We start from the raw sequence: 14343 nt of genomic DNA, 5'->3' as shown, positions 1-14343 counted from the left end.
GATTGATCAATGCCTGCCGAGAGCGTCGAGTGCGTTGTTGCGCCGCACGGCTGATTCCTGGCCGGCGGCCATCTTGAGATTGGCGAGTGCCGGGTTCTCCTGCCATTCCTCGTTGGTCTGAATCTTGGCCGGTATCTTCCGTTCCTTGGCCCAGGAGTCAATGAGTTCGTTTGTTCCGTCGATTCCTGCTGCCCTGTTTGCGTCCAGCTTCTTCTGGGCTATTAGATCTGCTTCGGATATGACGTCCTTGGCCCACGCGTAGGTGGCCTCGTCCAGTACGCGCTGCGCTTCGTCCCCTACGATGGGAATCATCGTGATCGGCGTTCCGCCGACGTGATAGGCGTGCTTCGACATGTCGTTGGCCCATTGAGCCTTGTCGTCTCGTTGGTCCAGGTATTTATCGGCACCGATTGCATTGAGTGTGCCCAGAGCGCCTGCTGTGTCCTGAATGGGGACGGCCCAGTTCTCGCGCCCCACGCCGGGTTCCTTCGCTGCTTTGACGAGAGCTTCCGCGCCGTAGAATCGCTCTGCCTCGTAGAGCTGGGCGAAGATGGAGTCGTTCTCGGCGGCGCCGCGCATGACGCGAATGAGGCTGTCCGGCGGGACGGTGATATGACTGCGGCCGTTGTCGGACCAGATATCTGTCTTCCCTGCGGAGCGTCCGAATTCCCCGATCCGCCCCTTGGAAATCTCGTGAGTGTCGGCCACGTAGTCGACCAGGGCATGCCCTACGGGCTGCTGAAGATTGGGGTGGATCTTCTGCCCGCCCTTCTCGAGGTCAAGAGTGGCGATGGTGTCCTGCATGACGCGCGCCTGCCCCTCGCTGTGCGGGCCGGGCTTGCCGACAGGGCTTCCCGGCTCGCGGCCGGTGGCGGCGGCTTCGAGCGCCGCACCGAGACCCACGCGGCTGTCCTTGTCCTCGGTGTCCCCGGCGCGGTGCTCGATGTTGCCGTTCCATTTGGTCGTGTTGGTCACGTCCCAGTCGCGGTCGTGGAGGAAGTAGTTCAGTCTTTCGTTGTTCCGGTGCTGGGCATCCTTGCCTCCCGCGCCGGGGTCCAGGTAGGCGGTCGCCGTGTCGGGGTCCCGGCTCATGATGCCGAGCGCGGCGTCGACGGGGTCGTTCGCGAACCAGCCGTCATTCTTCCCCTCGAACGTTCCGTGGAGATCCCAGAGGTTCTTGTCCTTCTTCTCCGCGGCCACCATGTCGTCGGTGACATCGGCCAAGAACTGTGGGGAGTAGGACCCGCCTTGCTGCATCAGCGTCAGAAGACCTTGGTAGCCGCGGACCTTCTGGTCGTGGCCCATCGCGATGACGTTGGTCTTTTCGGTGGCCGCCTTGAGCTTGTACTGATCGATGCCTGTTTTTCTGAGGTCTTCGCGCCAATGGTTGTAGAAGCGCGCGTCAGGCGACTTGAGCCAGTCCTGGTATGCCTTTGTGTACGCGGCGGAACCATACTTCAGCGGTTTCCCGTCCTGGCCCTTAAAGTCGGGAGCCCGCGTGCCCGTGGCGAGGCTGACCGCCATGCCCTTTTCCAGGCTCAGGTAGTCGTCCTTGTGCTTCTTGTCGTCGAAATAGGCCAGGTCGTTCATCTTGTTGGTGAACTTGATGGTGTTCGCCGAGCCGAGGGTGTTCAGCAGGGTCTGACTGAACTCCTTGTTCTTCCCGTTGTCGCGGAAGAGCCGTCGCATCTCGGCCATCTCCTTGTCATTGAGATGGCCCGTGGAGTTGAGCTTGGTCGCCAGCTCGGCCTGGCGCCGGCCCTCGACGACCTCGATGTCGCCCTCGGCCTTGGCGTTGAACCCGTGGTCGATCCCGTCGTTCGGGTCGGAGTCCTGCGTGGCCGCCGCCAGGGCCAGCTTGACGCCTTGGTCGGCGTCGTCGAATTGCTGGACGAAGTCGGCTATGCGCTCGGTCCAGGCAGCTTCGGCCTTGGGGATGGCGGTCGCGGCGTCGGGGTCGTTCTTCACGCCGGGGTCGTTGCGCTTGGTCCAGGTCGCCTTGCCGTTGTCGTCGATCTTCATGTCTTTTTCGGCGGCTTCGGCGACCGCCGCTTTGAGCTTGCCTCGCAGGTCCACGAACTGCGCGTGCGCGTCCCGCAGCAGTGAGGCGATCGCGCGGGCCTCGGTTGCCGCGGCCGTGTACTGCTCATAGGTGCGGGTGTTGGCCAGTTGGGCGAAGGTGCGGGCGACTCCCTGCCACTGGTCGTCGATGCCTACGTTGCGGACCTGGCTGTTGTACGTCTTCTGGACGGATTCCATGTCCTTCGCCGCCGCGTCCCACTGCGCGGCCGCCGTGGTCAGCAGAGCGAGGTCCGTGGTCATGACCTGGTGGTACGTGAGCATGCTCCGGCCGGTTCCTTTAGTTGTAGTTCGTCAGGCGGGAGGTGAAGGGCGCGTTGCCGCCCGTCTGGCCGGCGCCGGGCAGCCTGGGGGGCAGGAGCGGCGGGCCGTACAGGCCGAACTGGCCGCCGAGTCCCTTGTCGGCGCCCTGGAAGAGCGTGTTGGCGCCCGACAGCCCGGCCTTCTCTCCGGCGAGACGGTTCTCCAGCGCCTTGACCGAGACGCGCCACCCCTTCAGCGCCTCGTTGATGCCGGCGCCCGTGGCCCAGTCCTTGAACCCCTTGGCCGCGGCCTCCGTGGTCTCGTCCATGACCTTGCCGGCCTTCTGGGTGTCGGGCTGTACGTGCTGCTCCAGTGCCGAGACGGCTGCCTTCTTCTTCGCGGCGGAGGACGCGAGCCCGGAGTTGTCGCCACCGTTGTTGCCGCTGGCCGGCCCGGTGCCGTTGAGGCGTGTGTGGGACTCCGCCGCCCCGGCCCGGTCCTGCTCCAGCCGTGCCACCGACTCGGCTCGCAGTTCGTCCCACTCGTTCTCGAATGCCATGGTTTTCCCGTTCCCCCCGGACAGTAGGTCCCGTACGCACCCTGTGGCATCAGGGCATTCGTGTGTTCGAAACTAACAAGGGGGGCGCGCCTGGCGCACCCTCCTTATGGGATGTTCGTCGAATCTCTAACCGTCAACGCCTCCCGAGCCCCCTGCGGTTCCGAAGGCTCTCGTGACCCACGGGTCCAGCTCCCTGTGTCAGAGGCGCGTCCCCTTTGTCTGGGGCGCGAAGCTCCGGTACCCGCCCGTGCCGCGACCGGACGCTGCCCAGGGGCGCACGCGTTCGACGACCTGCGGAGCCTCGGTGCACCTTTGCCTGGCGTCCGGTTCCCCCTGCGAGGCGCACAGGGTCACCTGCGTACCTCGCGCCTCGCCGCACAATTCAAGCTCACGGAATCAATTGCTCGCGGAACTGCTCCATCGAGATAACCTGTTCTATCGGCGGTAGTTTGATGTCAACCTTCTCGCCGAACGAATCGTACGTCGTAGTGCTGGTGCGGCCATCTCGGGTGGACTTCATCTGCAAGATGTACGGGTCTCCTTCTACCGCGACCTGATAGACGTCTTCTGTTGCTCCGCTGGCCGAGCGGATCGCAATAGTTTTCTTGCCTTCGACCGTTGTGTCCGCCGTTGGGTCGAGCGTCGCTTGCTCGTCGATTTTGTAGAGCGCGGAGCAATCCTGACCGCCCATGTTGGACGATACGTATTTATCCGCAAGCTGCGGTGGGAGCTTACGATCGCGGCCGATCTTTCCGGCCTGTTGCAGAGATTCGATCAGCAGGGGCCCGCTTGTATAGCTGACCCCGTTTCTGCAGAATCCCTCACCAACGGCACCCGTCTTGTCCGACACCACTGTCGTGTGGACCCCCTTACGGGGATCTGACCATAACTCCATGCGGCCGCCGCCGAGGGCGGTTGTACTCCCCGACGAGTGGAATGAAGTCACGGACATGGCACTGTTCACCGACGTGATCTTCCCCAGATCTCCGTGGATTCCGGCCGGGGGAGTGGGTGATTCCGACTCGGTTGCCGTCGGCGATGCCGATCCCATGGGTGTGGAATTATGGCCGCACGCGCCGAGCGATACCCCAAGGGCTATGGCAATCGCCGATATCGAGGTCTTGGTGGCAGCGGAATTTTTCATCGATGCGTCCTCTCGGTAATGCTCTGTTACCCGCTCGTCCTGTGGTCGCAGGTCCTGAGGGTGAAGTCGCGAGGCGATCCAGCTTTCAGCCGAGAAAGATTTCCATTGCTCGGGGAACGCCGGGCGGCCTCCGCCCGGCGTTCCCCGGGTCGTCAACGGCTCACCCCGCCCCGCCCACTGATCCCGCGCATACTCGGACGCCACGATTCCCCCCCCGGAATCCATTCAGGCCCACCCCGCCCCTACGCACCAGGGCATTCGTACGTTCGAACCTAACAAAGGGGGGTGCGCCAGGCGCACCCCCTCATCGGATCTTGTCGATCCCCTTACTGCCAGGCCGCGACCGCAACCGCACAGCCGCTACTGCTCCTCCGGCACCCACCCCACCTGCACCAGCGGCGTCCCCCGCTTCCGGGAGACGAAGTAGCCGCGGCCCGGCGGCATCGGGCGCGGGCGGACGCCGCCCAGGACGTCGCCCTCGCCCGGGTCGCCCGAGAGGACGATGCCCTGGGCGCCCAGCTCCCGTACGCGCTGCATGAACTGCTCGAACATCGAACGGGACGCGCCGGCCGAGCTGCGCGCGATGATGAAGCGGACGCCCACGTCGCGGGCGAACGGCAGGTTCTCGGTCAGGACGGCCAGCGGGTTGCCGCTGCTGGTCGAGACGAGCTCGTAGTCGTCGACGATGACGAAGAAGCGCGGGCCCGACCACCAGCTGCGGTCGCGCAGCTGCTGCGGGGTGATGTCCGGCTGCGGCGCGCGCCGCTCCATCAGGCCGTTGAGCGCGTTGGCGTGCACCGTGAGGGCCGAGGTGATCGGCGCGTACTCCAGCAGGTGCGTGTCGGGGACGACGTCGAGGAGCGTACGGCGGTAGTCGCCGACGACGATCTTCGCCTCGTCCGGGCCGTACCGCTCGGTGATCTGCTTGGCCAGCAGCCGCAGCACCGACGTCTTGCCGGCCTCGCTCTCGCCGTAGACCAGGAAGAACGGATCGGTCTCGAAGTCGACGAAGACCGGCTCCAGATTGGTCTCGTCGATACCGATGGCCACGCCGTACTGCGGGTACTCGAAGCCCTTGGGAAGCTCGTCGGCGCGCAGCCTGCGGGGGAGGAGCCGGACGCCCGGGGCGCCGGGGCCGGACCACGCCTCGCCGACCGCGCGGACCATCGCGGCCGTCGCGTCCGTGAGCGTCTCGGGGTCGCTGCCTGCGTCGATGCGCGGCTGGGCCGCCATGAAGTGGAGCTTCTCCGGCAGCTGACCGCGGCCCGGCACACCCGCCGGGACGTTCGCGGCGACCTTACGGTCGAACTCCGAGTCCATCGTGTCGCCCAGCCGCAGCTCCAGCCGGTTGAGCAGCTGGTCCTTCAGCGAGGCGCGCACCTCCATGTTGCGCGAGGCGGTCACCACGATGTGGATGCCGTAGCCCAGGCCGCGACCCGCGATGTCGGTGACGACCCCCTCCAGCATCTCGTACTCCTGCTTGAAGTTCGCCCACCCGTCGACGATCAGGAAGACGTCGCCCCACGGCTGGTCGGAGATCTCCCCGGACGCCCGGAGCCGCCGGTACGTGCCGATCGAGTCGACGCCGTGCGCCCGGAAGTACTCCTCGCGGCGGGCCAGGATGCCCGCCACCTCGGCGACCGTACGGCGAACCCGCTCCGGGTCCAGGCGCGAGGCCACACCGCCCACGTGCGGCAGGTCGGCGACGGCGCTCATACCGCCACCACCGAAGTCCAGGCCGTAGAACTGCACCTCGGCCGGCGTGTGCGTCAGGGCGAACGCCGAGATCAGCGTCCGCATCAGCGTCGACTTGCCGGACTGCGGGCCACCGACGACGAGCATGTTGCCCGCCGCGCCCGAGAAGTCCCGGTACAGGACGTCGCGGCGCTGCTCGAAGGGCTTGTCGACGAGCCCGATGGGCACCGACAGCCGCCCGGCGCGGGGCAGGTCCGGGGCCGTCAGACCACGGCCCTCCACCGCCGACAGCGGCGGCAGCAGCTCGTCCAGCGACGACGACCGGTCCAGCGGCGGCAGCCACACCTGGTGGGCCGGCGGGCCCTGGCCCTCGACCCGGCGCACGATCACGTCCAGCACCGTGTCGGCCAGCCCGTCGTCACCCGGCCGCGGCCCGTCCGGCACGGGCGCCGGCGCCGTGTACGTCACCGGCACGGGATCGGCCGTGAACAGCACCGGACGCCGCTCGATCGGCAGCGGCCCGCCGGCCCCCGCGCTCGCGCCCGTACGGTACGTGCCCGAGACGTACGCCGCCTTGAATCGCGTCATCTCGTCCGTACCGAACTTCAGATAACCCGAACCCGGCACCGACGGCAGGTGGTACGCGTCCGGTACGCCCAGCGCCGTACGCGACTCGGCCGCCGAGAACGTCCGCAGACCGATCCGGTACGACAGATACGTCTCCAGACCGCGCAGCCGGCCCTCCTCCAGACGCTGCGAGGCCAGCAGCAGATGCACACCCAGCGAACGGCCGATGCGGCCGATCTGGATGAACATGTCGATGAAGTCGGGCTTGGCCGTCAACAGCTCGCTGAACTCGTCGATCACCAGGACGAGTGAAGCCAGCGGCTCCAGCGCCGCCCCGGCGGCGCGCGCCTTCTCGTAGTCGTGGATGTTGGCGTAGTTGCCCGCCGCGCGCAGCAGCTCCTGCCGGCGCTGGAGCTCACCCGTGATCGAGTCGCGCATGCGGTCGACGAGCGTCAGGTCGTCCGCGAGGTTGGTGATGACGGCCGCGACGTGCGGCAGCCCCGACATGCCCGCGAACGTCGCGCCACCCTTGAAGTCCGCCAGGACGAAGTTCAGATTCTCCGACGAATGGGTGACCGCGAGCCCCAGGACGAGCGTCCGCAGCAGCTCCGACTTGCCGGAACCGGTCGCTCCCACGCACAGGCCGTGCGGGCCCATGCCGTCCTGCGCCGCCTCCTTCAGGTCCAGCATCACGGGCGCGCCGTCCTCGCTGACGCCGATCGGCACCCGCAGCCGCTCCGCGGCCGACCGGGGCCGCCAGGTCCGCGCCACGTCCACCGAACCCGCGTCACCCAGGCCCAGCAGATCCGTGAAGTCCAGGTTCGCCAGCAGCGGCTCGTCGCCGTCGCCACCGCCCACCCGCAGCGGCGCCAACTGCCGCGCGAGCGCCTCCGCCGCCTCCATGGACAGCGTGTCCGGCACCCCTTCGTACGTCGCGACCTGCGACATCAGCCGGAGCGAACCCGGCTCCACCACCACCGACAGCCCACCGCGCAGCTCACCCAGCTCACCCGGCACGACCTCCACGATGGTGACGCCCTGAAGGCCCTCGGGCGCCGCGAACACCGAGTCCGCCGGCACCGCCCCGCCGTCCAGCACGACCACCACATGCGGCTGGTCCAGCAGCGGCTGCCCCTCACGGCTGAACCGCGTACGCCCCTCCAGCCGCGGCCGCAACAGGTCCTCCAACTCGGCGAGGTCATCACCGATCAGTCGCCGCGCACCGGCCCCGTCCAACGCACCCGGCACCTGCACATGCGGCAGCCACTTCGCCCACTCCCAGTACGAGGCCGCGCCCCGCGCCGAGACCACCGCGACGACCAGGTCCTCCGGCGAATGCAGCGTCACCAGCTGCGCCACCAGCGCCCGTGCCGTCCCGTGCACCGTCTCCGGCTCGCCCGACAGCGTCACGTGGTAGAAGGCCCGCAGCGACAGCGCCACCGGCATCCCGTCCAGCGAACCGTGCGTCGCCAGGAACTGCTGCATCGCCCCCGTCGTCAACGGCTCCAGATCGTCTATCGGCGCCGTCTCGGGAGCCACCAGCGGCGTCGAGAGCTGCTGTGTGCCCAGCCCCACCCGCACCTGGGCGAAGTCGTCGTCGTTCGCCCGCCGCTCCCACAGCCGCGTCCCCTCCGCCACCACCGACCACAGCTGATCGGGGGAGGGGTGCAGATAGAACTGCGCGTCCCGCTGCGCCTTCGCCGTGCGCCGCACCGTCCGGCGCGTCTGCGCCAAGTACTTGAGGTAGTCACGGCGCATGTCCGCCGTCTGACCCTGCGAGCCCTGACGGTGCCGCACCACCATCGCGATGGTCATGCCGAGCGTCGAGCACATCATCATGACGCCCATGATCTTCATCATCGGAGCGGCGCCCGGCATGAAGAAGTAGACCATCGACGAGGCCATGCCCAGCGTCGGCAACAGCTGCATCAGCACGCTGTCCTGACCGCCCCGCGGCAACTCCGGAGGCGCCTCCAGACGGATCTCCTCGCCGGGCACCTCCGGCGGCAGAGCCCTGGGTGGACGACTGACCACGATCTGGCTCACCGGATGCCTCAACCCCTCCGCACGGCAAGGACGATTCCGCGCGGCACCGCCCGGCGCCCCTTACGGCGACGGCCTCCCCTGCGCGGAACGGCGATCCTATCGACGTACGGATCGAGCCTCCCGATAGGGTGGCCGCCGCGCGCAAGCATGAGCGATCACCAGAGTGATCGTCGGAGCGAACCAAGCGAACCAAGGGGCCCGATAGGTGAGTACGTCCGCTGCGACCGGCTTCTGCAGAGTGACCGTGGTCGCGCCCGACAGCCGGATAGACGTCGCCCTCCCGGACGACATCGCCGTCGCCGACGTGTATCCGGAGATCCTGCGCCTGACCGGGCAGACCCAGCCCGTCGGCGCGCCCACCGGCTACCACCTCGTACGCCGCGACGGCACCGTCCTCGACAGCGCCCGCTCGCTCGCCGCGCAGCGGATCCTCGACGGCGACCTGCTCTCCCTCCGGCCCTTCGCCGAGTCGCTGCCGCCCGCCGTGCACGACGACGTCACCGACGCCGTCGCCGCCGCGGTCACCCGCGACCGCACCCTCTGGAACGACCGGCTCCTGCGGGCCTGGGGCCTGGCCGGGGGAGCGCTGCTGCTCGCCCTCATGGGCTTCGCCCTCTGGTTCGCCGACCCCGCCCGGCACGACATGCACGGGGTGCCCGGCGCCGTCGCCGCCGCCGTCGGCGTCCTCCTGACCGCCCTCGCGGGCGTACGGGCCCGGGTCTACGCCGACCGCGCCTCCGCCGTCGCCCTCGGCCTCGCCGCCCTCCCGCACCTGATGATCGCCGGCTCCGGGGTGCTCGGCCCGGCGGCGGGCGAGGGCGCCGGACGGCTGCAGTTCCTGCTCGGCTGCGCGGCCGTCCTGGTCGCCTCCGCCGCGCTCGTCGCCGTCATGCCCGCCGGCGACGCGCCGTTCGTCGCCGCCCTCGCCACCGCGGCCACCGGCACCTTCGCCGCCTTCTGCGTGATCCTCACCGACTCCCGCCCGGCCGACGCGGCCGCCGTCTGCGCCGTCGTCGCCATCGGCGCCATCGCCTTCCTGCCCGGCCTCTCCGCCCGGACGGCCCGCCTCCCCATCGGCTACGCCGCCCCCCGCGGCGCGGCCGCGGACGACCCCGACGCCCGCGGCCAGAGCCCCGAGCCCGTGGACGCCGAGCGCATCGCCGCCCAGGTCCGGCGCGGCCACGAGCTGCTCCTCGGCCTCGTCGGCGGCTGCGCGGCCGTCGTCGTCGGCGCGACCGCCGTGCTCGCCTTCACCCCAGCCGGCGGCCCCTGGCCCCGGCTGCTCGCCCTGGCCGCCGGCCTGGCGACGCTGCTGCGCGCCCGCCTCTTCCGCTACACCGCGCAGGTCGCCGCAGTCCTCGGCGCCGGCCTCGTCGCCCTCGCCCTCCTCGTCCTCGGCCTGGCGCTCCGGCCGCCCGCCGGGAGCGACGGCTCCCTCGACGTCCGTACGCTCTGGGTCGCCGCCGCCGTCACCCTCGGTGGCGCCCTGCTCACCACCGTCGCCCTCGTCGTCCCCGAGAAGGGTCTGTCACCCTTTTGGGGGCGTGTCTCCGACCTCGCCGAGAGCACCCTCCTGCTCGCGCTCGTACCGCTCTGCCTCGCGGTCCTCGGCCTCTACTCCGCCGCCCGGGGCCTCGCCGGCTAGGCCCCGGGGCCCCGGGCGGGGTTCGCTGGGCCGGGCTGGTACTGTGTGTAACGGCCGTTTGTGTACGCGCCTCCGGAAAGCCCTCACCGGCCTCTGGGGACAGCGCCCAGCGGACCCCGCCTCCCGAGTAACGGAAGCTCCCCTGAGACCTAGACCAGGGGCACTCGGTGGCTGAAACAGAGATTTTTGAGGAGTACGCGTGTCGCTCGACGCCGCTACGAAGAAGCAGATCATGGCCGAGTTCGCCACCAAGGAGGGCGACACCGGCTCCCCCGAGGTCCAGGTCGCGATGCTCACCCGCCGCATCTCGGACCTGACCGAGCACCTGAAGCAGCACAAGCACGACCACCACTCGCGTCGTGGCCTGCTGCTCCTGGTCGGCCAGCGTCGCCGCCTGCTGCAGTACCTGGCCAAGAAGGACATCACGCGCTTCCGCGCCCTGGTCGAGCGCCTCGGCATCCGCCGCGGTGCCGCCGGCGCCAAGTAAGACACCGTGAAGGGAGCGGTTCCCAACCCTGGGGGCCGCTCCCTTTGCGTATCTCGTGGAGAGCAGAAGCTTTGTAGTCTGGTTTCCACAGCGGCTGTACGCCGCGACAGCACGAGGAGGAGCGCAGGCTCGCCGCCGGTCCTCGGTAGTGGCCCCCGGATCAGGGAAATCCGGGTGCTTCGATCGAAGACCGGCCAGCTCAGGCGCCCCTCCGCCCCCGTCCCGCGCCACACGGGCGCCGGGACGTAGACGAGGAGATATCCCTGGTGGAGAACGAGACCCACTACGCCGAGGCCGTCATCGACAACGGCGCCTTCGGCACCCGTACGATCCGCTTCGAGACGGGCCGCCTGGCCCGTCAGGCCGCCGGCTCCGCCGTGGCCTACCTGGACGACGACACCATGGTGCTGTCGGCCACCACCGCCTCCAAGCGGCCCAAGGACCAGCTGGACTTCTTCCCGCTGACCGTCGACGTCGAGGAGCGGCAGTACGCGGCCGGCAAGATCCCCGGCTCGTTCTTCCGCCGCGAGGGCCGCCCCTCCGAGGACGCCGTCCTCACCTGCCGCCTGATCGACCGCCCGCTGCGCCCGTCCTTCAAGAAGGGCCTGCGCAACGAGATCCAGATCGTCGAGACGGTCATGGCGCTTAACCCCGACCACCTGTACGACGTGGTCGCGATCAACGCCGCCTCCTGCTCCACGCAGCTCGCCGGCCTGCCCTTCTCCGGTCCGATCGGCGCCACCCGCGTGGCCCTGATCAAGGGCCAGTGGGTCGCCTTCCCGACGCACACCGAGCTCGAGGACGCCGTCTTCGACATGGTCGTCGCCGGTCGCGTCCTGGAGGACGGCGACGTCGCGATCATGATGGTCGAGGCCGAGGCCACCGAGAAGACCATCCAGCTGGTCAAGGACGGCGCAGAGGCCCCGACCGAAGAGGTCGTCGCCGCCGGTCTCGAGGCCGCGAAGCCGTTCATCAAGGTCCTGTGCCGCGCCCAGTCGGAGCTCGCCTCCAAGGCCGCCAAGCCCGAGGGCGAGTTCCCGGTCTTCCTGGACTACCAGGACGACGTCCTGGAGGCCCTGACCGCCGCCGTCAAGAGCGAGCTGGCCCAGGCGCTCACCATCGCCGGCAAGCAGGACCGCGAGGCCGAGCTGGACCGCGTCAAGGACGTGGCCGCCGAGAAGCTGCTCCCGCAGTTCGAGGGCCGCGAGAAGGAGATCTCCGCCGCGTACCGCTCGCTGACCAAGTCCCTGGTCCGTGAGCGCGTCATCAAGGAGAAGAAGCGCATCGACGGCCGCGGCGTCACGGACATCCGTACGCTCGCCGCCGAGGTCGAGGCCATCCCGCGCGTGCACGGCTCGGCGCTGTTCGAGCGCGGCGAGACCCAGATCCTGGGTGTCACCACGCTGAACATGCTCCGCATGGAGCAGCAGCTCGACACGCTGTCGCCGGTGACGCGCAAGCGTTACATGCACAACTACAACTTCCCGCCCTACTCCGTCGGCGAGACCGGCCGCGTCGGTTCGCCGAAGCGCCGCGAGATCGGCCACGGCGCCCTGGCCGAGCGGGCCATCGTGCCCGTGCTGCCGACCCGCGAGGAGTTCCCGTACGCGATCCGCCAGGTGTCCGAGGCTCTCGGCTCCAACGGTTCGACGTCCATGGGCTCGGTCTGCGCCTCCACCATGTCGCTGCTGAACGCCGGTGTGCCGCTCAAGGCCCCCGTCGCCGGTATCGCCATGGGTCTGATCTCCCAGGAGATCGACGGCAAGACGCACTACGTCGCCCTCACCGACATCCTCGGTGCGGAGGACGCCTTCGGCGACATGGACTTCAAGGTCGCCGGCACCAAGGAGTTCGTCACCGCCCTCCAGCTCGACACCAAGCTGGACGGCATCCCGGCCTCCGTCCTGGCCGCGGCCCTCAAGCAGGCCCGCGACGCCCGCCTCCACATCCTCGACGTGATGATGGAAGCGATCGACACGCCGGACGAGATGTCCCCCAACGCCCCGCGGATCATCACCGTCAAGATCCCCGTGGACAAGATCGGTGAGGTCATCGGCCCCAAGGGCAAGATGATCAACCAGATCCAGGAGGACACCGGCGCCGAGATCACGATCGAGGACGACGGCACCATCTACATCGGTGCCGCCGACGGCCCGGCCGCCGAGGCCGCCCGCGCCACGATCAACGCCATCGCCAACCCGACCATGCCGGAGGTCGGCGAGCGCTACCTGGGTACGGTCGTCAAGACCACCACCTTCGGTGCCTTCGTCTCCCTCATGCCCGGCAAGGACGGTCTGCTGCACATCTCGCAGATCCGCAAGCTCGCCGGTGGCAAGCGCGTGGAGAACGTCGAGGACGTGCTCGGCGTCGGCGCCAAGGTCCAGGTCGAGATCGCCGAGATCGACCAGCGCGGCAAGCTCTCGCTGATCCCGGTCATCGAGGGCGAGGACGGCGACGAGGCTAAGGACGAGTCCGCCAAGTGACGTCCCGTAGTACACGGAAGACGGCCCGCACCTCTTCGGAGGGGCGGGCCGTCGCCCGTACCCAAACGCTTCTCCGGGGCGAGAACGGCATCGGCACGGTGCGCCGCACCACCCTCCCGGGTGGCCTGCGCGTCGTCACCGAGACGCTGCCGTCCGTACGCTCCGCGACCTTCGGCATCTGGGCCAACGTCGGCTCCCGCGACGAGACCCCGACGCTCAACGGCGCCACCCACTACCTGGAGCACCTGCTCTTCAAGGGCACCGCCAAGCGCAGCGCGCTGGACATCTCCTCCGCCATCGACGCGGTCGGCGGCGAGATGAACGCGTTCACGGCGAAGGAGTACACGTGCTACTACGCCCGTGTACTCGACACCGACCTGCCGCTGGCCATCGACGTCGTCTGTGACATGCTCACCGGCTCGCTGATCGAGGCGTCCGACGTCGACGCCGAGCGCGGAGTGATCCTCGAAGAGATCGCGATGACCGAGGACGACCCCGGCGACTGTGTGCACGACCTGTTCGCGCACACCATGCTGGGCGACACCCCCCTGGGCCGTCCGGTCCTCGGCACGGTCGACACGATCAACGCCCTCACCCGCGACCAGATCGCGCGCTTCTACAAGAAGCACTACGACCCGACCCACCTGGTCGTGGCCGCCGCGGGCAACGTCGACCACGCCAAGGTCGTCCGCCAGGTGCGCGCCGCCTTCGAGAAGGCCGGTGCCCTGGGCCGAACGGACGCGGTGCCCGTCGCCCCGCGCGCCGGCACGCGCACGATCCGGACCGCGGGCCGCGTGGAACTGCTCGGCCGCAAGACCGAGCAGGCGCACGTCGTCCTCGGCATGCCCGGGCTGGCCCGCACCGACGACCGCCGCTGGGCGCTCGGCGTGCTCAACACCGCCCTGGGCGGCGGCATGAGCTCCCGCCTCTTCCAGGAGGTCCGGGAGAAGCGCGGTCTCGCCTATTCGGTCTACTCCTACACCTCGGGCTTCGCCGACTGCGGCCTCTTCGGCGTCTACGCCGGCTGCCGCCCGAGCCAGGTCCACGACGTCCTGCGGATCTGCCGCGACGAGCTGGACAAGGTCGCCGCGGAGGGCCTGTCGGACGAGGAGATCACCCGTGCCGTCGGCCAGCTGTCCGGCTCCACGGTCCTCGGCCTGGAGGACACCGGCGCGCTGATGAACCGCATCGGCAAGAGCGAGCTGTGCTGGGGCGAGCAGATGTCGGTCGACGACATGCTGGCGCGCATCTCGGCCGTCACCCCGGACGAGGTCCGCTCGGTGGCCCGCGATGTACTGGGGCAGCGCCCCTCGCTGTCCGTCATCGGCCCGCTGAAGGACAAGCAGGCGGCCAAGCTCCACGACGTCGTGGCCCGATAGGGCCCGAACGGTCCCG

At 69.1% G+C, this 14343-nt stretch carries 9 protein-coding genes; 5 read left to right on the top strand and 4 right to left on the bottom strand.

The annotated features are described in order from the left end of the window. Nucleotides 1-6 precede the first annotated feature (6 nt). The 3 genes from AF335_RS29665 to AF335_RS34920 all read right to left on the bottom strand — a co-directional run bounded on the left by AF335_RS29665 (nt 7) and on the right by AF335_RS34920 (nt 3731). A complete protein-coding gene (locus tag AF335_RS29665) occupies nt 7-2322 on the bottom strand; it encodes an Ig-like domain-containing protein (RefSeq protein WP_146045640.1) in 2316 nt (771 codons plus the stop codon). A gap of 37 nt (nt 2323-2359) precedes the next feature. Further along, nucleotides 2360-2881: a hypothetical protein gene (locus AF335_RS29660; protein WP_102921531.1), complete on the bottom strand. Its 522-nt coding sequence runs from the start codon at nt 2879-2881 to the stop codon at nt 2360-2362. 388 nt (nt 2882-3269) lie between these two features. After that, entirely contained in the window at nt 3270-3731 is a 462-nt protein-coding gene (locus AF335_RS34920; RefSeq protein WP_170127839.1) for a hypothetical protein, read from the bottom strand. 100 nt (nt 3732-3831) lie between these two features. Between AF335_RS34920 and AF335_RS34915 the strand changes: the two genes are divergently transcribed. After that, a complete protein-coding gene (locus tag AF335_RS34915) occupies nt 3832-4044 on the top strand; it encodes a hypothetical protein (protein ID WP_102921529.1) in 213 nt (70 codons plus the stop codon). 341 nt (nt 4045-4385) lie between these two features. Here the strand turns inward: AF335_RS34915 and eccCa are convergent, their stop codons facing one another. Next, nucleotides 4386-8333, bottom strand: a complete 3948-nt coding sequence (eccCa, locus tag AF335_RS29645; protein ID WP_102921528.1) for a type VII secretion protein EccCa — start codon at nt 8331-8333, stop codon at nt 4386-4388. Between the two features lie 205 nt (nt 8334-8538). Between eccCa and eccD the strand changes: the two genes are divergently transcribed. The 4 genes from eccD to AF335_RS29625 all read left to right on the top strand — a co-directional run bounded on the left by eccD (nt 8539) and on the right by AF335_RS29625 (nt 14327). After that, on the top strand, nt 8539-9978 hold the full coding sequence (gene eccD, locus AF335_RS29640; RefSeq protein ID WP_102921527.1) for a type VII secretion integral membrane protein EccD: 1440 nt from the start codon (nt 8539-8541) through the stop codon (nt 9976-9978). A gap of 199 nt (nt 9979-10177) precedes the next feature. Then, nucleotides 10178-10465 (top strand): 30S ribosomal protein S15, encoded by a 288-nt coding sequence (gene rpsO, locus AF335_RS29635; RefSeq protein WP_045934183.1) that lies wholly within the window; start codon nt 10178-10180, stop codon nt 10463-10465. Between the two features lie 266 nt (nt 10466-10731). Then, nucleotides 10732-12948 carry a polyribonucleotide nucleotidyltransferase gene (locus AF335_RS29630; RefSeq protein WP_102921526.1) on the top strand — a complete coding sequence of 739 codons (2217 nt, stop codon included), beginning with the start codon at nt 10732-10734 and terminating at the stop codon, nt 12946-12948. Beyond that, complete coding sequence (locus tag AF335_RS29625; protein ID WP_102921525.1) at nt 12945-14327, top strand: M16 family metallopeptidase; 1383 nt, start codon at nt 12945-12947, stop codon at nt 14325-14327. The genes AF335_RS29630 and AF335_RS29625 overlap by 4 nt, the downstream gene beginning before the upstream one ends. Nucleotides 14328-14343: the final 16 nt, after the last annotated feature.

Source organism: Streptomyces eurocidicus, from assembly GCF_002891295.1.
Classification (GTDB): domain Bacteria; phylum Actinomycetota; class Actinomycetes; order Streptomycetales; family Streptomycetaceae; genus Streptomyces; species Streptomyces eurocidicus.
The sequence above is the reverse complement of the archived record's forward strand: the minus strand, read 5'-3'. Positions and strand labels throughout refer to the sequence as shown.

What these genes read in the sequence shown, in the direction of transcription:
- AF335_RS34915 (WP_102921529.1), top strand. Translation starts at nt 3,832, where the DNA reads ATGGCACTGTTCACCGACGTGATCTTCCCCAGATCTCCGTGGATTCCG.
- AF335_RS29660 (WP_102921531.1), bottom strand. Translation starts at nt 2,881, where the DNA reads ATGGCATTCGAGAACGAGTGGGACGAACTGCGAGCCGAGTCGGTGGCA.
- AF335_RS29665 (WP_146045640.1), bottom strand. Translation starts at nt 2,322, where the DNA reads ATGACCACGGACCTCGCTCTGCTGACCACGGCGGCCGCGCAGTGGGAC.